This window comes from Winogradskyella sp. (genome assembly GCF_013213835.1).
Taxonomy (GTDB): Bacteria; Bacteroidota; Bacteroidia; order Flavobacteriales; family Flavobacteriaceae; genus Winogradskyella.
This window is the reverse complement of sequence record NZ_JABSSU010000006.1, coordinates 32,789-57,367: the sequence shown is the minus strand read 5'-3', so window position 1 is coordinate 57,367 and position 24,579 is coordinate 32,789. Positions and strand designations below refer to the sequence as shown.

At 32.6% G+C, this 24,579-nt stretch carries 17 protein-coding genes; 13 read left to right on the top strand and 4 right to left on the bottom strand.

The window, feature by feature from the left end:
* Position 1 precedes the first annotated feature (1 nt).
* Positions 2 to 2,338: an ATP-dependent helicase gene (locus HRU50_RS10465; protein ID WP_296350990.1), complete on the bottom strand. Its 2,337-nt coding sequence runs from the start codon at positions 2,336 to 2,338 to the stop codon at positions 2 to 4.
* A 139-nt stretch (positions 2,339 to 2,477) separates the two neighbouring features.
* Here HRU50_RS10465 and HRU50_RS10460 point away from each other — a divergent pair, with 139 nt between their 5' ends.
* Together HRU50_RS10460 and HRU50_RS10455 are read left to right on the top strand one after the other, a co-directional pair.
* Positions 2,478 to 4,049 (top strand): FMN-binding glutamate synthase family protein, encoded by a 1,572-nt coding sequence (locus tag HRU50_RS10460; RefSeq protein WP_296350987.1) that lies wholly within the window; start codon positions 2,478 to 2,480, stop codon positions 4,047 to 4,049.
* A 125-nt stretch (positions 4,050 to 4,174) separates the two neighbouring features.
* A complete protein-coding gene (locus tag HRU50_RS10455) occupies positions 4,175 to 4,699 on the top strand; it encodes a hypothetical protein (protein WP_296350986.1) in 525 nt (174 codons plus the stop codon).
* A 70-nt stretch (positions 4,700 to 4,769) separates the two neighbouring features.
* Here HRU50_RS10455 and HRU50_RS10450 read toward each other — a convergent pair whose 3' ends face one another.
* Together HRU50_RS10450 and HRU50_RS10445 are read right to left on the bottom strand one after the other, a co-directional pair.
* Entirely contained in the window at positions 4,770 to 5,657 is an 888-nt protein-coding gene (locus HRU50_RS10450; RefSeq protein WP_296350984.1) for a patatin-like phospholipase family protein, read from the bottom strand.
* Complete coding sequence (locus tag HRU50_RS10445; protein ID WP_296350982.1) at positions 5,657 to 7,639, bottom strand: M1 family metallopeptidase; 1,983 nt, start codon at positions 7,637 to 7,639, stop codon at positions 5,657 to 5,659. The genes HRU50_RS10450 and HRU50_RS10445 overlap by 1 nt, the downstream gene beginning before the upstream one ends.
* A 168-nt stretch (positions 7,640 to 7,807) precedes the next feature.
* Between HRU50_RS10445 and HRU50_RS10440 the strand changes: the two genes are divergently transcribed.
* From HRU50_RS10440 to HRU50_RS10420, 5 genes are all read left to right on the top strand, one after another.
* Entirely contained in the window at positions 7,808 to 8,569 is a 762-nt protein-coding gene (locus HRU50_RS10440; protein ID WP_296350980.1) for a universal stress protein, read from the top strand.
* Positions 8,570 to 8,610: 41 nt separating this feature from the next.
* Positions 8,611 to 10,764, top strand: coding sequence for an ATP-dependent DNA helicase RecG (recG, locus tag HRU50_RS10435; protein ID WP_296350978.1), 2,154 nt, complete (start codon positions 8,611 to 8,613; stop codon positions 10,762 to 10,764).
* A 3-nt stretch (positions 10,765 to 10,767) separates the two neighbouring features.
* Complete coding sequence (locus tag HRU50_RS10430; protein WP_296350976.1) at positions 10,768 to 11,610, top strand: DUF6671 family protein; 843 nt, start codon at positions 10,768 to 10,770, stop codon at positions 11,608 to 11,610.
* Positions 11,611 to 11,859: 249 nt separating this feature from the next.
* On the top strand, positions 11,860 to 13,254 hold the full coding sequence (locus tag HRU50_RS10425) for a TIGR00366 family protein (RefSeq protein WP_296350974.1): 1,395 nt from the start codon (positions 11,860 to 11,862) through the stop codon (positions 13,252 to 13,254).
* 191 nt (positions 13,255 to 13,445) lie between these two features.
* Positions 13,446 to 15,455, top strand: a complete 2,010-nt coding sequence (locus HRU50_RS10420) for a 7TM diverse intracellular signaling domain-containing protein (protein ID WP_296350972.1) — start codon at positions 13,446 to 13,448, stop codon at positions 15,453 to 15,455.
* A gap of 63 nt (positions 15,456 to 15,518) precedes the next feature.
* On the opposite strand, the gene HRU50_RS10415 is transcribed toward HRU50_RS10420, so the two are convergent.
* Complete coding sequence (locus tag HRU50_RS10415; protein WP_296350969.1) at positions 15,519 to 16,967, bottom strand: PAS domain-containing sensor histidine kinase; 1,449 nt, start codon at positions 16,965 to 16,967, stop codon at positions 15,519 to 15,521.
* 531 nt (positions 16,968 to 17,498) lie between these two features.
* On the opposite strand from HRU50_RS10415, the gene HRU50_RS10410 reads away from it, so the two are divergent.
* From HRU50_RS10410 to HRU50_RS10385, 6 genes are all read left to right on the top strand, one after another.
* Positions 17,499 to 18,626, top strand: a complete 1,128-nt coding sequence (locus HRU50_RS10410; protein WP_296350967.1) for an aspartyl protease family protein — start codon at positions 17,499 to 17,501, stop codon at positions 18,624 to 18,626.
* A gap of 312 nt (positions 18,627 to 18,938) precedes the next feature.
* The gene (locus HRU50_RS10405; protein WP_296350966.1) at positions 18,939 to 20,132 is read left to right on the top strand and encodes an ATP-binding protein; all 1,194 of its coding nucleotides are present in this window, start codon (positions 18,939 to 18,941) and stop codon (positions 20,130 to 20,132) included.
* A 130-nt stretch (positions 20,133 to 20,262) separates the two neighbouring features.
* On the top strand, positions 20,263 to 21,774 hold the full coding sequence (locus HRU50_RS10400) for a serine hydrolase (protein ID WP_296350963.1): 1,512 nt from the start codon (positions 20,263 to 20,265) through the stop codon (positions 21,772 to 21,774).
* A gap of 156 nt (positions 21,775 to 21,930) precedes the next feature.
* Positions 21,931 to 22,785, top strand: coding sequence for a ChaN family lipoprotein (locus HRU50_RS10395; RefSeq protein ID WP_296350961.1), 855 nt, complete (start codon positions 21,931 to 21,933; stop codon positions 22,783 to 22,785).
* Between the two features lie 31 nt (positions 22,786 to 22,816).
* Positions 22,817 to 24,205 (top strand): S41 family peptidase, encoded by a 1,389-nt coding sequence (locus HRU50_RS10390; protein WP_296350959.1) that lies wholly within the window; start codon positions 22,817 to 22,819, stop codon positions 24,203 to 24,205.
* Positions 24,206 to 24,246: 41 nt separating this feature from the next.
* Positions 24,247 to 24,573 carry a hypothetical protein gene (locus HRU50_RS10385; protein WP_296350957.1) on the top strand — a complete coding sequence of 109 codons (327 nt, stop codon included), beginning with the start codon at positions 24,247 to 24,249 and terminating at the stop codon, positions 24,571 to 24,573.
* Positions 24,574 to 24,579 lie beyond the last annotated feature (6 nt).

Genomic DNA, 24,579 nt, shown 5'->3' with positions numbered 1-24,579 from the left:
TCTAACTTATAATCTGAAGTTTTGCAAATCTTAATAACAATTTCTTGGTATCACCATTTTCGAACTTAATCTCGGCCTTTAAGTCACCACCAGCACCTTCAATCTTAAGCACTTCACCCCTACCGAAGCGCTGATGATTTACAATATTGCCGACAGTAAGATTCGTATCAAACAAGTTTGAAGCCCCATTACTATCAGATTTAGTTACCTTTTTCAACTTTTTAGGTGTACTAATTTTAAAACTTTCGGTTTTTTTTCTTGGTTCTTTCTTTTGAAATTTTGGTGACTTTGGTTTTGCGAATCTAACCTTGTTTGGCTCAATATCTTCAAATATTGAAGGATCTAACATTGGATTAAATCGTTGCTCCTTTAATGGTGTTGTAATATTTACAAACTCTTCATCAATCTCTTCAATAAAACGACTTGGTTCTGCATCAATCAATTTTCCCCAACGATACCTAGACACTGTATATGTTAAATAGGCTTGTTTCTCTGCTCTTGTTAGTGCTACATAGAATAAACGTCGTTCTTCTTCAAGTTCACTTCTTGTATTCATACTCATAGCACTAGGGAACAAGTCTTCTTCCATACCAACAATAAAGACATGAGGAAATTCTAAACCTTTTGCTAAGTGAATGGTCATTAAGGCTACATGATTAGGATCACCTTTATCACCATCTAAATCTGTGGCTAAAGCAATATCTTCTAAAAATTCAGCTAATGACCCTGTGCTATCCGCCACTTCTATTTGCCCTTCAACAAAATCTCTAATACCATTAAGAAGTTCTTGTACATTATCCATTTTTGTCACACCTTCTGGTGTACCATCTTTACCAAGCTCTCTAATTAAACCACTAGTTTTGGCAACATGTTCAGCTAATTCAAAAGCATTGGCATTCTGGTTCATCACTTTATAACTTTCAATCAGAGTTACAAAGTCTCTCAACTTATTTTTAGTACCGTTATTAATATTGATAGTTTCATTATCAATATTCAACATCACATCATAGATACTCTTACCTAAAGCATTAGCAGCAACGACCAAGCGATCTACTGTAGTTTGACCAATACCCCTTGCTGGATAATTTATCACACGTTTTAAAGCCTCTTCATCAGAAGAGTTGAGAATTAGTCTTAAGTAAGCAGTTACGTCTTTAATTTCCTTACGTTGATAGAATGACAAACCACCATAAATACGATAAGGAATATCTCGTTTACGCAATGCATCTTCAATAGCTCGAGACTGCGCATTAGTTCTATACAACACAGCAAAATCACTATTCTGTAATTGCTGATTCATTTTGGTTTCCCAAACGGTACTTGCTACATAACGACCTTCATCTGCATCTGTCATGGAGCGATGCACAATGACCTTTTCACCCTCATCATTGGCTGTCCATACCACTTTATCTAGTTTCGTTTTATTATGCTCAATCACAGAATTAGCAGCACCAACAATCATTTTAGTAGACCGGTAATTCTGTTCTAAACGATACATTTTTACATCATCATAATCGCGTTGAAAGTTCAGGATATTATTAATATTAGCGCCACGAAATGCATAAATACTTTGCGCATCATCTCCAACTACACAAATATTCTGAAACCTATCTGCTAAAGCTCTAACAATAAGGTATTGCGAATGATTGGTATCTTGATACTCATCTACTAAGATGTATCTAAACCTATCTTGATATTGTGCTAAAACACTTGGAAATCTCGTCAGTAATTCATTTGTTCGCAACAAAAGATCATCAAAATCCATTGCACCAGCTTTAAAACAGCGATCTACATATTCTCTGTAGATATCTCCCATTTTTGGTCGACGTGCCATAGCATCGGCTTCCATCAATTCAGGATTCTTAAAATATGCCTTTACTGTTATTAAGCTGTTTTTGTAAGATGATATTCTACCATAAACCTGCTTCGTTTTGTAGATGTCCTTATCCAAGCCCATTTCTTTGATAATAGAGCCTATCAATTTCTGTGCGTCTTGAGTATCGTAAATCGTAAAATTGCGAGGAAAACCAAGGTGATGACCTTCAAAACGAAGAATCTTCGCAAAAACCGAGTGAAATGTTCCCATCCATAGGTTTTTAGCCTCGCTATCACCAACAATGCTCGCTATTCTTTCTTTCATCTCACGAGCAGCTTTATTGGTAAAGGTTAACGCCAAAATATTAAAAGCATCCACACCTTGACTCATTAAATAAGCGATGCGATAAGTTAATACTCTTGTTTTACCAGAACCTGCACCAGCAATGACAATCATTGGTCCTTCTTTCTGTATTGTCGGTGCTAATTGTGCGTCGTTAAGTTGACTAAGATACTTTTCCAAAGTGTAATTTTTTCGAACTGTGAAAATACGTATAGTTGTAGGTTTTACAATGTCTAATGCCCAATAATTATGAACAAACTATTAAGAGTAATATTTATATAATTTTAAATATATTAGTGAGAAAATTTGACACTAATTTATGGATTCAATCTTAGAGTTCTTAAGCAATATACAATGGTGGCAATGGATCATTATCGGTATTATCATAGTAGCCATTAGAGATATATTTTTTCAACGAAGACACACCATAAGTCACAACTTTCCTGTTGTTGGTCATTTAAGGTATTTATTAGAAAGTATTGGACCTGAAATGCGTCAATATTTTGTAGCTAATAACAGAGAAGAACTACCTTTTAATCGCATAGAACGTGGCTGGATTTATGCTTCGGCAAAAAAAGAAAATAATTATGAAGGATTTGGAACCGATAGAGATATCTATGCACATCAGCATATTTTTATAAACAACGCCATGATGCCTTATAAGGTTGAAGACAATAATCCTAGTGCAAAAGACAAAAGCTTTGTGCCATGTGCAAAAGTTATGGGTGCCTTTAATAAACGGAAACGACCATACAGACCAGCTTCTATTATTAATGTTTCTGCGATGAGCTTTGGTTCGCTTTCCGCAAAAGCCATAGAATCCTTAAATAAAGGTGTGAAAATTGCCGATGCGTACCACAATACTGGCGAAGGTGGATTATCGCCTTACCACAGCAATGGTGGCGATGTTGTATTTCATTTTGGAACTGGTTATTTTGGTGTGAGAGCAAAAGATGGCGGTTTTTCAATGGAAAAAATGAAAAAACTGGTTGAGGACAATCCGTTTATTAGAGCTATAGAAGTTAAACTCTCTCAAGGTGCTAAACCAGGAAAAGGCGGAGTGTTACCAGGAAAAAAGATCACCAAAGAGATTGCAGAAATAAGAGGTGTTGTAGTGGGCAAAACCGTTTTGTCGCCACCAAACCACAAAGCGTTTTCTAGCGTACCAGAATTGGTTGATTTTATTGAAGATATCGCTAAAGAAACTGGTTTACCTGTGGGTATAAAAGCAGCTATTGGTAAACTTGACCAATGGGAAGAATTAGCCCAGATTATGGCAAAAGAAAATCGCGGACCAGATTTTATAGCAATTGATGGCGGTGAAGGTGGAACAGGTGCTGCACCACCAAGCTTTGCCGACCATGTGTCATTACCCTGGATTTATGGTTTTAGTGATGTTTACAAACTTTTTCAAAAGCACGATCTAACAGAGCGTGTTGTTTTTATTGGAAGTGGAAAACTTGGTTTCCCTGCTAAAGCCGCAATGGCTTTTGCCATGGGAGTTGATTGTATAAATGTAGCGAGAGAAGCTATGATGAGTATTGGTTGTATACAAGCTCAAATTTGTCATACCAATCGCTGTCCTGCTGGTGTTGCAACACAAAGCAAATGGTTACAAAATGGTATTAATGTGCCGCTGAAATCTGAGCGGCTAGCCCAGTATTTTAAAACATTCAAAAAAGAAGTGATGGAAATTACACATGCTGCCGGTTACGAACATCCTTGCCAGTTTAATATGAATGATATTGAAATGAATGTTGATGACCACAATCTAACTAAGAACTTTGATCAGACATTTAGATACCAAAAAACACCTGTAGCTTTTAGCGGGATGCAAGATTTAAAAATATGCAAGTTTCTTGGAGGTGTAAAAGCAAATAAATCAGATTAATATTCGTTTATAGAAATAAGAATATAAAAGTTTTAATTTCGATTATAAAATATATTTAATTTATTCACGAATTTCACTTGAATTAACGAATTTTACAAAAATTAAATCTCGTATATAAATACAATATGGAACAACAACTCGTAGATCTTTTAATGTATATTATTCCTGCATTAGTTACAGGTGCCATTGCTTTTTTATTTTTTAGAGAACACGTTGATAACGAAAATAATAGACGAAACTTTTTAATTAAAAAAGACTTGCAAAAAGAAGCCTTCCCAATTCGTCTTCAAGCTTATGAGCGCATGTCTCTATTTTTAGAACGCATTAAACCTTCACAATTATTAACTAGAGTCAATCCAACTTCTTCAAATAAAGACGATTACGAAAGCTTACTTGTAGCTACAATTGAGCAAGAATTTGAACATAATTTATCGCAACAAATCTATGTTACAGACCAATGCTGGAGCATTATTATGGCTGCCAAAAATGCCACAATTCAGTTGATCAGAAAATCAAACATGAGTGACAAAACTGACTCAGCGGACAAACTGAGAGAGGTTATTTTAACTGAACTTATTGATAATCCTGCACCTAGCAACGCTGCGTTGTCATTTATAAAAACCGAAGTTTCTAAGTTGTGGAATAATTAGTGTCTAGCGTCTAGTATCTAGTAGAAAGAGATAAAAACGAAACACTTTACACTTAAAACTTTACACTAACTTAATAGCTAGAATGCTTCTCGGCTGCGTATGCATAACCTTGCTTCCACCATTTCTCCATTAATCGCTTACTAAAAATCAAAGAATTTTCTGTAAGACTTGTTGGTGTGTAATATAAATTAAGCTTCACATTATTATTCTTTGCTGCTAGTTGCCCAATGACAATATCATTGCGCTCCACTTGGTCTAATAAATGCCCAAATAAGTTCATCATTAACGAAAACGGATTTTTACCTAGCACACGCTGCTTTCCCATATTTTCAGCCTCTAAAACCACAGCATCAACTTCTGTTGCACCTCTCAAAATCGCTTCACGTATTGGTATTACGCAACCCAATCCACCATCAGCATATTCGTAACCATCAACCTTTGCTAAAGACATAAATGGAATATAGTTACATGAAATCCATATCCAATTACAAAACTCTTCATAGGTACAATCATTTATGGACTTGTACTCTACACTATTCATGGACAAGTTAGAAACCGTTACCACAACATCGTGTTTGGTTTCCTTGATCTTTTGGTATTCTTCTAAAGTAAAATTCTTTCGAATATTGCGTTTTAAAGACTTACTCTCACCAAAGGTGCGCTTCATCTTAATAAACTGCCACAACGAATTTACAAAGTCAATAGACACATATTCTCTATCGCCTTTTTTACGTTGCACAAATGGACTAACACTAAAGATGTCTTGTTGTTGTACATTAGTAAAAATCTTGTGAAGTTTCGGAATATTATTTACTGCCAAATGTGGCACCAACAAACTACCAGTAGATGTACCTAAAAACATATCATACTCGCGTTTTTCGTGCTCCATTAAGTACTGAGCAACTCCACCAGCAAACGCGCCTTTACTTCCACCACCTGATATTACTAATGCCCGCATTAATCCTTTTTTTCTTTTAATTTTTCTGAAAGCCCTTTGGCATACTTAACCATACGCCAATTATGATGTGTTTTCGCATTTTCTAAATTAGACTTACATTTTTCGTTACATGCACTCATTAAGTTTAAATATCTAAATGCATTCATCCTTAGGTCTGCATTATAAGCTTCATCGGTATAACTCACTAATTCTTCAAATAATGCTTGTTTATTATCGGCTTGATAAAATGGTGTATTTAAATTAAGTACAATCCAAAGCAACTTCACATTCATATCATTAAAACCGATAATGTTTCTAGTTTTAGATAAATATTTTGCTCTATCAGTCGGAAAACTCGACCATAAATTATACAGCGCATTTTCAATAGTGATGTACGAAGGATCATCCAAAAGCGACTCATAATCTTCTTTTAAACGTTCAGGAACATTAGTAATGTACTGTGAAATAGCCTGCCTCACTTTAAGACCGTGCTTAAAAGTATCATTAGTCACTAATTCTGGACGTTGTGAAATCACTTTAATTTTAGCTTCATCTGAAACATAATACTTTAAATAATTCGCACATTTTGAAGAATTTGCCTCACAGTCTACCATCAAATACTCATTAATACGAGTCGATTGGTTTTGTAGCATTGTAATTGCTTCTTCCACAGGAAAACGCTCTGCTTTTATCCAAAGATTTACAAAACTTGAAAGTGACCTACCATAGAACCGTTCAACCTCAGAAATAAAGTCTGAAGTTTCTACATTAGCATATTGATGTTTTTCTAAATAACTCTTAACTGCTTTTTTAAATACCTCATCACCGACTTTAGACCTTAGTGCATGCAAAACCCAAGCACCACGCTGATAAAAGGTCAAACTGCTAGATTTAGGATTTAAAAGCGATGTGCCATCACCTGCTAAATCTTGTCGCCCTAGATTTACCGCGTTTTCGTACAAATCGAAATAGTAATAATCATCCCCGAAAATATCGCGCTCAGCCAATAATGCATAATACGTTGCAAATCCTTCTTGCAACCAATGGTGCTCGCCAGAAGTCGCGGTTACCAAATTACCAAACCATTGGTGCGCTAGTTCATGCGCATTCACGTTGACGTAGTTTTTATCATTAAAACCTATCTCATCAACCATGTAAGCATCAGAAAAAATGGTACAACTTGTATTTTCCATACCAGCATATAAAAAATCGTGAACTGGCACTTGTTTATAGTTTTGCCACGGATAGGGAAAACCGATTTCTTCTTCAAGAAAATCGAACATTTGATTACTGTAGCGATATGTTGGTTCTACTTTTAAAGAATCTTCAGGATAGTAATAGTACTCTAGCGGAATACCACTTTTTGAAGTGTCAGTGATTTTATCGTATTTGCCGATCGCCAATGCTACAAGATAACTTGGCATTGGGTTCTGCATATTGTAATGCCAAGTAATGGTTGAATCTTTTTCTATTTTATTTACCAACTTTCCATTAGAAACAACTTCATAATCTTTATGGTAAGTAATCTTTAGATCAAATTCAATCTTATCATTTGTATCATCTAAACTCGGTAACCAATTGCTTGTATATTTCCCTTGACCTTGTGTCCAGATTTGTTTTTCACCGTTTTTCTGCACAAAATAGAGTGCTTTTTTGGGGTTGGCGGCATAATAGAAAAATAAAAGAAAGGTTTCGCCTTTTTTAAAATCATGAACAATAAAATTTTTGTTCTGTTCTTCACTATACTCAAATTTAGGAAAGACTCGTTCCTTTTTCTCTTTCCATAAACTCTCAAATCTTAGACGCATATCCTTCGCATCAACAAAAATTGAATCAATATCCTTTATAATATCAAATTCAACCTTTAAAAAACCAGATACTTTATCATCAAAATACCTTATTTTGACATCCGCCTCTACACTCTTAAAATCCACATAATCCGTTTGCTGCGCAAAGCAAATACATGACAAAAACAATATAGAAATCAGTAAAATCTTTTTCATACCATAAAAATACACAAGGATAACGCCAAAGTACAATTTTTAGCACATCATTACGCTTACAAAAATGCAATCATCTTAAAATCAACCCATTTTAACGATTTAACAAAACATTCTACATTTCTATTCATCATTAAAACTACTTTTGCACCAAATTTAAAATCTACCAAAATGAAGACCTTTCTGGTACCAATTAGCTCTTTAAGAGAAAAGAAAGCCACATTAATCTACGCTATTGATTTCGCGAAAGAAGTCGATGCTGAAATGATTTATGGCATTCAACTTAACGAAATTAAAGAAGAAGACCACTTAGAGGAAATTATAGCACATGCTAAAAAACAAGATATTGATATTAATTTCAGGTTTTTTGAAGGTGAAACCATAGAGTATATTAGAGAATTTTGCGAAGATTACAATGTTGATCTTGTTGTTGCTTCAGCAAATACACCAAAAACAAGGGACAATGAGTATTTAGACAACTTATCAGGAAGCATAGTTAAAAGAACAGATATGCCAGTGCTTTTAATTCCAGAAAACTATGAATACAAAAGCATTGATACTATTTTAACTGCAGTAAAGTCTGGAATCGTTCATAAGAGTAATGCTCTTGTTCCATTAACCGAGACGCTTCTAGAAACAAAAGCCCAAATGACATTACTTCAAGTTAAAACACCATCTTACTTGCCAGAAGATTTGATGTTTGACAAGGATTTAGCGATTTTAACTTCTAAATACTACTCATCTGAAAATGCCACCTTATTTCAAGGAGTATTAGAATATATTCATGTTGTGAATCCAGATTTAATTTGCGTTTTTAGACGTAAACGTGGATTCTTCGAAAAATTATGGAGTGATGTTACATTAGATCACACCGTAAAGAAAGCAGATTTTGAAAGTCGCGTACCACTTTTAGTGCTTAAAGGAGAACAATAAATATCAACTAAAATATACTTGGGAATTTGTAAATTCGCTTTATGAGTGTGAATTTACAAACTCCCATTGATTACCTTAAAGGTGTTGGACCTAATAGAGCTAATTTACTACGCTCAGAACTAGGTATTCACACATACCAAGACCTTATAAATTTATTTCCAAATCGCTACATAGATCGCACCAAGTACTATAAAATCAACCAACTGCAACGCAATAATGCTGAAGTACAGGTTGTTGGTAAAATAACTGGGTTTAGGGAAGTTGCTCAAAAACGAGGCAAACGTCTTGTCGCTGATTTTAGAGATGACACAGGTGTTATGGAACTCGTATGGTTTAGAGGACAAAAATGGATAAGAGAAAGCCTTAAAACAGGTCAGACTTATGTGATTTTCGGAAAAACCAACTGGTTTAACGGCAAGTTTAATATGCCACATCCAGAGCTTGAGTTACTCCCTGAACACAAAAAGAACTTGCGCACCTCAATGCAAGCCATTTACCCATCCACAGAAAAATTAGCAAACAAAGGCATCAGCAACCGAGTTGTAACCAAAATAATGCAACAATTATTTTTAGAAACAAAGGGAAGATTTTCCGAAACTCTTTCTGAAACCATTAGAGGTGAATTAAAATTATTATCAAAATCTGATGCGCTTTTTAATGTGCATTTCCCGAAGTCACCAGAGCTACTTTCAAGGTCTCAATTTCGATTAAAATTTGAAGAATTATTCTACATTCAATTACAATTAATTATCAAAAATTTAATTCATAAATCAAAGATTAAAGGATTCATTTTTGATAAAGTAGGAGATTATTTTAACACGTTTTACAACTCGCATTTACCCTTCGATTTAACCAATGCACAGAAGCGTGTTTTAAAAGAAATTAGACAAGATTTAGGTAGCAATGCCCAAATGAATCGCCTTTTACAAGGAGATGTAGGTTCTGGAAAGACTATAGTTGCCTTCATGTCAATGCTCATGGGACTTGACAACGGTTTTCAATGTTGCCTAATGGCACCAACTGAAATTTTGTCAGTCCAACACTATAACGGACTATTAGAATGGTTTAATAAATTGAATATCAGTGTTTCATTACTTACTGGTTCAAGTAAAACTTCAGAACGAAAAGAAATCTTAGAAAATCTTGAAAATGGCAATTTACAGATCTTAGTTGGCACTCATGCGCTACTGGAAGATAAGGTTAAATTCAAAAATTTAGGACTCGCAATTATTGACGAGCAACATCGATTTGGAGTCAAGCAACGTTCAAAATTATGGGAGAAAAATAAAAAGGAAACCCCATCTCATTCTGCGGATAAAAACGAGATGAAAACTGAATCCTATCCACCTCATGTTTTAGTGATGTCTGCAACACCAATTCCGAGAACTTTGGCCATGTCTGTTTATGGTGATTTAGACATTTCTGTTATTGATGAATTACCAGCCGGGAGAAAACCAATTAAAACAGTTCATAGATATGACAACAATCGTTTAAATGTTTTCAAGTTTATGAAAGATGAGATTGCAAAAGGCAGACAAATTTATGTGGTATATCCGTTGATTCAAGAAAGCGAAAAAATGGATTACAAGGATTTAATGGATGGCTATGAGAGTATATCTAGAGAATTCCCAATGCCTAACTATCAAATATCGATTGTTCATGGTAAAATGAAGGCTGCTGATAAAGATTATGAGATGCAACGTTTTGCTGAAGGTAAAACTAACATCATGGTTGCTACCACAGTAATTGAGGTTGGAGTTAACGTCCCCAATGCGTCAGTTATGGTAATTGAAAGTGCAGAACGCTTTGGTTTATCACAATTACACCAATTACGTGGACGTGTTGGTCGAGGTGCAGAACAAAGTTATTGCATCTTAATGACAAGTCATAAGCTTAGTAATGACAGTAAAACTCGACTTGAAACCATGGTACGCTCTAGTGATGGTTTTGAAATTGCCGAAGTAGACTTAAAACTTCGTGGACCTGGAGATATTATGGGGACACAACAAAGTGGTGTGTTAAATCTACGTATTGCAGATATCGTAAAAGATAAAGATATTTTAGAACAAGCTAGGTATTATGCAAAAATGGTTTTAAAATTAGACCCAAGTCTTGCTCTACCTGAGCATCAGGTTATTTTGAATACCTATCGTCAAATGGGAAAATATAGAAACATCTGGAATTATATCAGTTAAGCTATGGATTTATTCAAGGACAGGAGACTCATTATAGCTACCAAACACAAAAAGGAAGCTGTCATTGCACCAATTCTTGAAGGTAAGCTTGGAGTAAAGTGTTTTATCGACCCAGAATTTGATACGGATGAATTAGGTACATTTTCTGGTGAAATAGAACGAAAAAACAACCCATTAGATACTGCACGTCAAAAATGTCTTAAAGCAATGGAATCGAATAATTGCGACTTAGGCATTGCCAGTGAAGGTTCTTTTGGTCAACACCCAACCTTATTTTTTGCAAGTGCAGATGAAGAGCTATTAATTTTCATTGACAAAAAGAATAAATTAGAAATTGTTGCAAAAGTATTGAGTACAGACACTAACTTTAACGGAAAGGAAGTTCTCTCAGAAATTGAATTATTAGAATTTGCCGAGAGTGCAAAATTTCCATCTCATGGGTTAATTTTGAAGAAATCAAAATCTGAAACTTCAGATATGATTAAAGGGATAACAACTATTGAAGATTTAAAAAGAGGTTTTCAATATTTACATTCTAAATATAAGTCTGTTTTTGTTGAAACTGATATGCGTGCCATGTACAATCCTACTCGCATGAAGGTGATAGAAACTACTACAAATAAGATCGCAGAAAAAATTAATTCAATTTGCCCCAATTGCCAGAAACCTGGATTTGGTATAATGGATTACACAAAAGGATTACCTTGTGATTTATGCGGTTCACCAACCAACTCAACACTCAGTGTTACTTACAGTTGTAAACACTGTGATTTTTCCGAAGAAAAATTATACCCAAACAACAAGCAAACAGAAGATCCAATGTATTGCAATTTTTGTAATCCTTAGATGGAAATAAGAAAAGGTCTGGCACCAACTACAACCAGACCTTTTCAAAACATAACTAAGCGTTTTCTTAAGAATAACTTATTAATATTGATTGATTTAACAGCAAGTTACAATGATTTACGGTAGTGCTTGTTAGCATCATGTTAAAGAAACTTATAATAGTGTTAATTAACGAATTCTTAAGAATAACAACCTCACCAAATAGGATTTTAGATTTTTCATTTATCTTGTATCAATAACTAATGAAAGATGATTACTAAACTTGGTCAAAAATTCACTGAGAGCTTTACAAAATACATGCCTAGTGCCTATGTTTTCGCTTTGCTTCTTACTTTAATTACAATAGTATTGGCTTTAGTTTATACTGATACAAAGCCTATTTTAATATTAGAAGGTTGGTATAATGGTTTTTGGAACTTGCTATCATTCGGTATGCAGATTGTTCTTATCATAATTACTGCTTATTGCATTGCTCAATCACCACTTATAAAGAATGGGATTGACCATTTAACAAAATTTATAAAAACACCAACACAAGTTTACCTTATTGTTATTGCTCTTGGTGCATTACTATCCTTAGTAAGTTTTGGAATGGTTGTAATAACTGCCATTTTAGCAAGGGAATTAGCTTTAAGAATAAAAGGCATCCACTATCCTTTTTTGGTTGCATGTGTATATTTCTCTTTTAATGGTTGGGTTTGTGGTTTATCGAGCTCAATCGCATTACTTTTGAATACAGAAAACAACTTTCTAATTGAAAACGGAGTACTTCATGAAACAATTTCAACAGCATATAGCTTAGGATCAACACTAAACCTTATGATGATTGGTTTGTTTGTTATTTTTTCACCCTTATTAATTTGGGTGCTCATACCTAAATCATTTGAAGGGAAAGAACTTAAAGACCTACAAATTGAAGACAAAAGCGAGGATAACTCTATTAAGGATGAAGCACTATCATACAAACTGCCTTACAGAGCCATGTCAGACGCATTAAATAATGCAAGCTGGCTTCAAATCACTGTTGCTACTTTAGGATTAGCTTATATCATTTATCATTTCTATACGCAAGGTTTTGATCTTAATTTTAACATCATGATCTTCATCTTTCTTATCATTGGTATGTTTTTACATTTTACACCAATGAGATATAGTATTGCTATGAAACGTGCAAGTAGTAATATTTCTGGTATATTATTTCAATATCCATTTTACGCTGGTATTATGGGTATAATGATGGCTTCGGGTTTAGGCGAATTAATTAGTCATGCTTTGGTTTCTATTGCCTCTAAAGACAATTATGCGTTTATCTCTTATCTTACAGGTGGAATCATCAATTTTGCAATTCCTTCGGCTGGTGGTGAATTTGCAGTAATTGGTCCAAGCATTATTTCAATGGTTCAAGAATTAGATGTAAACATGTCCTCTACTGAGGTTACTGCAATGACAGCAAGAGCGTCAATGTCTGTGGCTTACGGAGAAAGCTTAAGCAACTTATTACAGCCTTTCTTTTTACTCATTGTGTTTCCGGTAATGGGAAAAGGTATCAAAATACAAGCTAGAGACGTTGTTGGTTACTTATTTATACCTTTCGTGGTATTGTTTATACTGCAAGCAATTTTAGTAACTTATACACCATTATAAAGAACAGAATAGACAGAGGAATGATCCAGCACAATGCAACCAAAGTTTTATAATTTAAATTAAGCTGTGGGACTTTCCTTATAGACCACTAACACTCAGAGTCTTTATTTTAACCTACATCAAATAATCATTGTTATACTTCTACTAATCCATTTTTTTAAGTAACTTGAAATATATTTACCGAGAATGGGATGAAATTACCCCACATCATAAAAATACTTCTATTCGCTTCTGGCCTTTTAATTAATTCACTAACGGCTCAAAATCTATCATTATATACAGTTGACTTAGATGATGAATTTAGTGGCGAAAGTCTACCAACCCAGAATTTTGAATTTGTAGAAAATAATGTTGCTAACTATGACAATGGGAAGTGGATTGCTGTTCAACTGGAAATTCCAGTTGAAATGGCTACTAAGGATAATTACATTTACCTAGCCTATTCGCTTATAGACCATGTTGAACTTTGGACTTATGACATTAGTGGTAGTTTTAACAGAATTCACAGAACAGGACAATCTTTTAATTTTAACACAAGACCATATCCTAGTTCAGATTTTATTTTTCCTATTTTAGATGGTGTTAAGACCTACTATTTTAAAATTTACAGTTCTAAACCTATAGTCTTACCTTTTGAAATTCATTCATCCCAATCCTTATTTCAAACACTAACTCATAAAGATCTTTTAATTGGTGTTTTTATTGGCATTATTCTAGTAATGCTTCTATACAACCTTGTAATTCAAATATTTACAAGAGATAAAGTATATTCATATTATGTAGTTTATCTTTTTACCTTGCTTTTTACACAAACAGCATTATTTGGTTACACAGACCGATTTCTATTTCAAGAATTTCCAAATTTTAATCAAAAATTTGCAACGCTTTCTGGCGCATTAGTAGCTATTACATCAGTTTTTTTTGTTTCTAAATTTTTAAACTTAAGAACCAAATCATTACCCCTTTACAGACTTTTTTTCATAGTAGTTATTTTAGATCTATTTGGTGTGTTTCTAATTCTTATGAACTGGTCTGTAGTCGCTTTTCACTGGGTAAACTTTGTATCTCTTTATGGATCAATAATTGGATTAATTGCAGGTATTAAATTATCTATAGTTGGTTATAAACCTGCCAAATTTTTTCTTACGGCATGGTCTATTTTTTTGTGTAGTGTAATCATTTTTGCATTAATAAATTTAGGTGTAATTCCATACAATAAATATTTACACGGCTCAATGTTGATAGGCTCTAGTATTGAAGCCATATTACTCTCAGTAGCTCTAGCTGACAGAATTAATATACTAAGACAAGAAAAAGAAGCTTCTCAAGCACAGGCATTAAGGATGGCACAGGAAAATGAAATAATAATCCAAGAACAGAACATAATCCTAGAAGAACAAGTAAAATTACGTACCCAAGAGCTACAAGAAACCAACATGGAGCTTAAAGTAACTCTAGAGAATCTCAATGCAACGCACACTAAGCTTGCGCAATCAGAGAAAATGGCCTCATTAGGCGTTTTAACCGCTGGGATTGCTCACGAGATTAACAATCCATTAAATTATATTCATGGTGGTTATACCGCAATAAGCGAAGAGTTAAAATCTAAAAACAAAGACATTAAAAAGGAAGATATCAGAGAATATCTACAATGGATTAAATCTGGTACAGATCGTGCAAATAAAATCGTAAAGAGTCTTAATATTTACAGTAGATCTAACGATGATAATACAGAAGACTGCGATTTAAATTCTATAATCGAAGATTGCATTGCTATACTTGACCACAGAACTAAAGGTCGTATTAAAATAAAACAAAGATTAGATGAAAATTTAGGTGTAGTTGAAGGTAACAACGGTAAATTACATCAAGTGATACTTAACCTACTAGTCAACGCAATAGATTCGATAGAAGATGAAGGATTTATTAATATTTCATCAATAATGAAAGATAATCAGGTTATGATTAATATCGAAGATAACGGACATGGCATATCTAAAGAAGATTTAGACCGAATACTAGATCCTTTTTTTACAACAAAATCTCCTGGAAAAGGAACAGGTTTAGGATTATCAATTTCTCAATCAATTATTCAAGAGCACAAAGGTAAAATTCAATTTAAATCCGAAGTTAATGTTGGGACTAAGGTAACTCTAGTATTACCACAAAAAATTCTTAGTTCAGACAACCCAAGCGCATAATTTACAATGCATCACTAAAGTTTATTGCTTCCATTAATGCAATTGGTAAGTAAAAACCCGAAATTATTTAGCCAAATCGAAATAAAAAGTCGTTCCTTTACCCAGTGTAGATTCCACCTCTAATTTAGAATCAAGCGAGGCCAAAAACTCATTGCACAAAGTTAGACCAAGTCCAGTTCCTTTTTCCAGTTTACTGCCGCGAGTTGTATATCCTGTTGAAAAAATCTTATCTATATTTTCTGAAGATATTCTATTTCCTGTATCTGATACTTCAAATCTTATTGACTTTACATCATCAGCTAATCTTAGTTTTATGACATCACCATTTGATGTAAATTTAATGGCATTTGAACAAAGATTACGTAACACTAAACTTAACGCTTCTTTATCAGAATTTAAAAAAATAGATTTAGAAGAGACCTCTAATTTTAACTCAATACCTTTTCTTTTAGCTCTTTCTTGATGAAGGATGAAAATATTATTAATGAGCTCTACTAAATCGATTTTTTTAATATCTAACTTAAAACCATCTTGTTGCTGTTTGGCCCAACTCAAAAGGTTATTCAGCATCCATTTATTGGCATCTAAATTCTTCGAAATACCTTCAAAAAAAACTTTATATTCTTCAGGTTTTACTTCAGGTCTATCCAATAATTCTAAAGCCTGTTGCAGGTTTGCTAAAGGTTCGCGCAAGTCATGCCCAATTATTGAAAACAATGTTTTCATGGACTCATTTGCTAAAGCCAGTTGCTTATTCTTCATCAGAATTTCTCTTTCTTTTTCCTTCTTTTCGGTTATATCAGTTATCACAGAAAGATGTTTTCCTGGTAAAACATCAGAGACAGCTTTATATTCACCATAGATTACCCGGCCAGATTTATGTAATAGTTCTATTTCACCAATCTGCATTTCTTTATCCATAAACTCATTCCACAAATTTTCAGATAAAGCAACTTTACGAGTATAATCTAATACAGTCATCCCTAAAAGCTCGTCTCGCTTATAACCTAACATATTGCAAGCATAAGGATTTGCGCGTCTTACAATCATATCATCATCAGCAATAATCACTGCAACTTGAGCATTATTAAAGATTGCTTCTAATAATTTAGTTGCCTCAACAAGCTTCCTCTGGTCAATAAGCTTTTTTCTTGTGACTGTTGGCTGAATGGAAAAAAAACCAATATGGAGATTAGAATCATCAAAAACAGGTTCGCAGCTAATTTGCGTGCGATATTTTTTTCCTGATTTTGTATAATTATCAATTTCAAGCTCAAAGGCACGAGCATTCGCTACAGCCTCTTTCATGACTTGGACTTTTTTGGGGTCAGATTCTGAACCTTGTAGTATTTGACCTGGCCTTTTTCCCTTTACCTCAGATAAAGTATATTCTGATATTCTTTCGAAAGCTTGATTACACCATACAATAAATCCGTATTCATCAGTAAAAATTGATGGAGAATCAGAATTTTCAAAAGCTTTTTTTGCGATTTCTGATACTAATGATTTCATATTTAGGGTTTACAGTTTAAATATAACAAAAAGAATTCCTAAAAATTATGATTTACATCTCTAGCCTTTCAAAAAACGAAAGAAAATATCATACATCAAATTATTATAAAAAAAGAAGCTCTAACAATATTGGTGAAATTTATAAATCAGTAAATTCAATAAACTCTAAAAAAGAAAAATACAATTGAGAATATTTTACACTAAATATACTTTAATTGTGCATAAAACTTTGTTTAATATATTCTATAAAAGTAAGACTTTTCCTGTAGGTATATGCTAAACATAAAAGTTTAACCTTATAGTCAATAATGAATTAATTTAAATTAGCTATAAAGAAAGCTTTATATTTTAATCTAATTCAGAACAAAAAGCATAGCTTATTATTTTTATCCTTATATTAGTTTGTGTACTAAAATTCCTTAATGAAACTTCTAATAAGTTGTAAAATTTAAATAGATTAAAATGAAAAAAAGTTATCTCCTAATTTTAATTCTATTGACATCATGTAATTCTTCAAAAACATACCAGCTCATGACGTCAGGGAGTGTTGAAAACGAGAACTTTTTTGAGATTATTTCTTTTAGTTACGAAGCACAACTTCCTATTATAGAAGCAGAAATTAATGGTCAACTAGGTCGTTTTCTTTTTGATACCGGTGCTCCTAATGTTATTTCTCAAGAATTTGCTGAAAAGCAAAAAATAAAAACTTTGGCTTATGGTGCTATCAATGATTCAGGTGGACATTCTTTAAGTAATCAATCTTATGTAAATTTAGACAAGATTGTTTTGGGTAATGTCGTCTTCAAAAACACAGGTGCAGTTATTCAAGATTTAGGAAATTCAGAAGTCATGAAATGTCTAAATTTAGATGGTATTATTGGATCTAACTTAATGAGAAAAGCTATTTGGAAAATAGATTATCAAAACAAACAAATTACAATTACAGATGAACTTGACAATCTCAATATCACCAAAGAGTACAACACCATTAGCTTCAAAGAAAAAACCCAAGGCACACCACTTATAGATTTAAATTTAGATAACGTTGAAGTAAGTAATCTTACTTTCGACACAGGATCAAATGGCGATATTTCACTTCCTACAAAAGCACTGAAAGTACTTCAAAAACAAAAAGAAGTAAAATCTACATATGCCATAGGTTCTACTTCTTATGGTGTAGGAGGAAAAGCAAAAACTGACACACTTTACTTTGGAATTATTGATCATTTAAAAATTGGTAATGCTACCTTAGATGATAAAATATTAGAATTTAGCACCCATGATGATAATATAGGTAACAATTACTTTGAAAATTATGATGTAATTCTTGATTGGCAAAACCAAAAAATTTACATGCTTCAATTAATTGAATATAAATACAACACAATTGAAAACTTTGGTTTTGGCATAGATTGGCGAGCAGATGGGTTATATGTTGGATCCATTTACAATGATTCAAATAATACAAACAAGCTTAAAATAGGTGATCAAATTTTAAGGATAAATGAAAGTAGATTTGAACATCTTTCAACTAATAACATCTGTGAAATGTTCAAACAATCTGGTTGGGGTTACAAAGAACTTGATAAGACAGAAATTGTTATTAAACGTGATGACAAAGTGCTTGAGTTTTTCATATCCAAAAAGATAATACTCTAAATAATATAATTGTATTTAAAAACAACGTACAATTTATGATTTTAAAAACAGAAAATCACTTTATAATTACAGACTGACCTGATCAAAAACACGCACTTTATCGATTATTTTTAACGTTTTATCCTTATTCATTAACATACATCAATTTTTGCCTGTCAATTATTTAAGATCTTGCGCACGTCTCTCTGTAACAAACTTTTAGACGAGTTAACCCCAAAAACTTAACTAAACATGTTATCCTTTAAAAAAAGAAAAACCCTTTACGTTTTCTTTGTTACTTCGATTATTTTTTTGCTTGTATCATCACAAGTAATGGTACATTATAAACTGCATAAACTAGAATCAGACGGTGAATTAATTAATGATGCTGGGCGAATGCGAATGCTAAGTCAAAGAATTGTTCAGCAAAGTTTTAGAGTAAATAATAACAATTTACCTCAAAGTATGCTATGTGAAACTGTAGATCTTTTTCAAAATCATATTATAAAAGTAAAATACGGTCTAGACCCAGAGTTGTATGAAATTGAAAGAGAACACTTTGATAAAACGACAAAAATTGCTCAAGAAATAGTGAGCGCAGGTAAAATAATATGCATTAGTAAAAAAACTAATAGTAAAGCGCTCGTAAAACTTGAGAAAATTGAATCGAGTTACATCAATGCTCAGAACAAGTTTGTAGAACTTATTCAAAAAAACTATGAAAACAAACTAACCGCACTCACAAGAATAGAGGTTATACTTGCCATAGTAACCATCTTAATCATTTTACTAGAGGTATACCTAATTTTTATACCAATGGATAAAGCAAATGCTCATAAAAGGCATGAACTTAAAAAATTACTGAGAGTGCAAAAACAAATGTCAAGAACTGTTGCACACTATTTACGTTCTCCAATTGGCTCTATTGCTTCTATTCATCACATCTTAAAAGATAAGGTGAAATTTGATAATATAAAAGCCAAAGAACTGTTTGACACCATTGGATTAGCTGCTGAAAATGCTATTGCAACAGCATCTAGTATGTTAGTAATAGATCAGGGTGATTCAATTAAACATAACGAAAAAAAGAAAATAAAATTAAGTGCTCTTGCGAAAGCACAAGTTAGTATAATATCTTCTAATCACGCTTTTAAAAATAGACTCATCATTCAACAACTTAGTCAAAATACTGATATTCATGTAAGTATACACGAAATAAGTAGAATGATACAGAATATTATTGATAATGCACTTAAATATTCTAAAGAAGGTGTTTTAGTCGAAGTAACTGATGTAGAAGGATTCGCATTACTCTCAGTTAAAGATTCTGGTATAGGCATGAGCAATGATCTCATAAACTGGATTACTGGTAAAACAGAAGATAATAATCACCAGCATTCAGATAATGGTTTTGGCTTAGGTATGGAATTTATAAAGCGTACCGTTGAAAAACATAACGGTTTCATTTCTGTCGATAAACTAAAAAAAGGTACTCGTTTTACTGTTGGTATTCCATTAGTTTCATAATAGGTTAATCTACAACTATTTAATTAAGATGTAAGAAATTTATGGGTTATTGTTTATGAAAAAGATTATATAACATTTAGTTTTCATAATCTTAGTTTTAACTTGTACATCTGTCACAACATAAAACTTAATGAAAAGTATCAATACAGTTCTTAACGTTGTTCATTTACTGATTATTTGCTTTGCTAATATTCAAGCTCAGAACCTTGGTACCGAATTTAACCTTATTTCTTCAAATAATGATTTAATGGGTGGCTCTCTTGTTACCTTTTGTAGTGATGGTATTGAAGAAAACTTAGCTATTGGTATGTCTGATTATGACAGAAATATCAATATGAGTATTGATACTAAATATAGAATCGCCAGTATTTCTAAAACAATTACTGCAATAGCAATAATGCAGCTTGTTGAACAAAACTTGCTTGACATTGATGCTGATATAAGTACTATATTAGGTTATACTGTTGAGAATCCATATTTCACATCAAGCCCAATCACCACAAGAATGTTATTATCTCATACCTCTACAATTATTGATGGACCGACTTATAATAGTTTTTTAAATGATACAAACAATACTATTCCTACCCCAAATCTTAGCGAAATTTTAGTGTCTGGTGGCAATTATTATAGTATCTCTCAATTTAACAACACATTACCAGGGACGTATTTCAATTATTCTAATATTAATTATATTATTCTTGGTACTATAGTAGAAAAGTTAACCAATTTAAGATTCGATATTTATTGTAAGCAAAATATTAGCGATCCGCTAGGTATAGATGCCTCGTTTAATGTAAACGACCTTAACAACATAGATCAACTTGCAGTTATATACCGAAAAATCAATAATATTTGGACTGCTCAAGTAGATAATTACCAAGGTGTTCAGCCATTATTTAATAACCTAGATAACTATATACCAGGAACTAATGGTGGTCTATTTAACCCACAAGGTGGATTTAGATGTTCAGCTCAAGATCTTGCAAAAATATTTCTTGTTCTAATGAATGAAGGTACCTATGATGGTGTAAATCTATTATCAACTTCAAGTTGTAGTTTAATGCTATCTAATGCATGGACTTATAATGGCAGTAATGGGAATAACTATTATGGCTTGTTTTTAAGTTGGGGTTTAGGAATCCATCGTATTACATCTACGCCAGCAAATGATATCGCATTACCAGGAAGCCAATCCTTATATGGACATTCAGGTGAAGCTTATGGCTTAGTAAGTAATGCCTATTTTGATTTGGACAGAAATTTCGGTTTTATATTTATGAATAACGGAATAGGTGCGGGTTATCAAACAAATAATAACTCAGTTTTTTATACTGTAGAACAAGACGTGTTTAATGCTATTGAAAACCTTGGGAATATTGCAAACTGCTCGCAAACAATGAGCTTAAATGAAATGCAATCCCCTGGTTTCAATATTTATCCGAATCCTTGCTCAAAGTTAGTATTCATAAACCACTCAAAAACAACACCACTTCATGTAAATATCTATAACAGCGCAGGAGTCTTAATAAAAGCTGTAATACTTGAATCTCAAGACAACCAAATTAATATTGAAGATTTAGAACAAGGTCTTTACTTTATTTCGATTAATAATCAAATATCAAAACTCATCAAAGTTTAGATGAAAAGCAGTTCCTATTTAGTTGATAAATTAAGTAAATTAATCTTAACGTTTTTTTATAAAAATTCTACTTTTATAAAGTATGATATTTCTTAATTTACAATGAATAAGATAATTTAAATAGAGAAAAAACAGCTCAGTCAACATCACCGATTAATGAAAAAAATACTTTTTTTATTGCTTCCGCTATTAGTGTTATGCAATACCTCGTTAGCTCAAAAACAAGCTTATGTCATTTATAACTCAAAAGGCAAAAAAGTAAGCTACAAGAAAATGCTAAAAACCCTTAAAAAGACTGATATTGTTTTATTTGGCGAACTACATAACAATCCCATTTCACATTGGCTACAATATGAAGTTACATCAGATTTAAATGAAGAAAGAGACCTTATTTTAGGTGCTGAGATGTTTGAAGCAGACAACCAAATAGCTCTGACTAAATATATTAAAGAAAGTATTGAGTACAAAGAATTAGATTCCTTAGCACGACTATGGCCTAATTATAAAACAGATTATGCACCTTTAGTTGATTTTGCAAAGGATCATAATTTAGAATTTGTTGCCACAAATATTCCTAGGCGATATGCAAATATGGTCTATAAAAAAGATTTTGCAGTTTTAGACTCATTGACAACTAAAGAAAAATCGTGGATTGCACCTTTACCAATAGCTTTTGATATAGAATTACCAACCTATCAGAGCATTCTTAAAATGATGGGTGATCATGCATCACCTCTTTTAGTTAAAGCACAAGCCATCAAAGATGCGACGATGGCACACTTTATATTAAAGAATTATAAAGAGGACCATTTATTTATGCATTACAATGGTGCGTTTCATTCCGATTTTTATGAAGGTATTTTATGGTATCTCAAACAAGAGCGAGACGATCTAAACTATACCACTATCTCAACAGTTACACAAGAATCTGTAGACAAATTATTAGAAGAAAATTTAGGTAAAGCAGATTTTATTATTTGTGTAGATGAAAATATGACGACTACTTATTAATTCAAACATTTGTGCTCATATCATTCCATTTATGAATAAATTAATTCTAGCCTTAATTACTCTTTTAATTATTTTAAGCTGCAAAAAAACGCATCCATCAATTTCATCAATTAAAAAAGAAGATTTAAAGGGTTATTATGAACAGCAAGGTGAAGGCGAAATAATTGAAATTAATGACTCAATAGTGACTTCATATTATAGCAGTACCTTTAATTGTTTTCCCGCTTGGAAGGTTTCTAGAAACTACTTTAATACAAAAACACCAACTTTAACAGTAATTGATGATAGTACTTTTGTTATAGAGGAAGGCTATACAATCTTTACATACAAAAAGTTGAAAAAGAAACCCGAGTTATGTAAAGAACTTACCGAAGGCCAAATACAAAGTAATCGTTACAATTTTGAAACGCTCTGGCATACCTTTAATGAGCAATATGCTTTTTTTAAAGAACGTAATATCAATTGGAAGACCATAAAACATAAATATGAAGTTCAATTTACTGAAGAAACACCAACATTTGAGTTCTATTTACTGCTAGAAAAAATGATTTCTGAGCTCAAGGACGAGCATTCAGATATTGAAGTACCTGAAGAATTTGAAGAGCAATGGGATGAATTAAACGCAAGCACAGACACTTTACAATATGATAAGCTTGCTTCAAAAAAAATACTAAATAAATATGTTTCTAATTACAGCACATACAACTTAGGGCAAGTATCATGGGGTTTCATTGACAACTCTACAGCATACATTCAGCTAAATGGTATGGATGGACTAGCAAATTACAATCCAAAAAGTATAAATCAATATTGGGAAATTGCGGAAGAAAGTGACGATTATTTTAAAGATGTTATTGAAGGCGCTCATTATATCTCAGGATTAATAACCAAAGAAATTACAAATACAGAGCAATGTATTATAGACTTAAGATTTAATGGTGGCGGATACGATATGGTAGGATTAGCGTTTATAAGTCATTTTATTGATAAAGAATATGATATTTTCAAAAAACGAAGACGATTTAAAAACGGGTTTGCTGGCGAGCAAACCATTAAAATTAAGCCTTCAAATGATGCTTATCTAAAACCTGTTTATATACTAACTAGTCATTATACTGTGAGTGCTGCAGAGACTACGATCGTTGCGACATTAAATTTTCCTAATTTTAAAAGAGTTGGTTCTAATAGTAATGGCGCTTTATCAGATGTCTTATCGAAAGAATTACCAAATGGATGGACTTATGAAATGTCTAATGAAGTTTATGAATCTATGGATGGTAAACTCTATGAAGTTACCGGAATACCTGCAGATATCAATATAAAATACCCAAAAGATGAGGAAGAATTCTTTAAAACACTATATCGAGAACTTAATACTGCAGACAAAGCAATAGAGCTAGTATTAAATAGGGATAATTAGATTTTCTACTAAGTAAGATTTTAATAAAATATACGTAACCTATGCTGAAGAAAATTTTATCAGCAAGAACAAATGTCCTTTCTATTTGCTTACATGCAATAGTTTTTGCAATAATTTATATTTCCTCTTCTATTCTAATATTTTTGACCTATTACTTTATTCTAGACAAAGGATTAGGAAGTTCACCTGAAAAAACCAATAAGCTAGCTACTAACCTTATATTTTATCTTCCTTTAATCGTAATATCGCTACCATTAATTATAAGATCATTGAAAATGGCCTATAAAACTGAGTTTGAAACATCTAAAACTAATCTCATAAGTTGTATTATAGCCATAGCATTGTACGCCTACTTTTGGCTTCACTAGCACTGA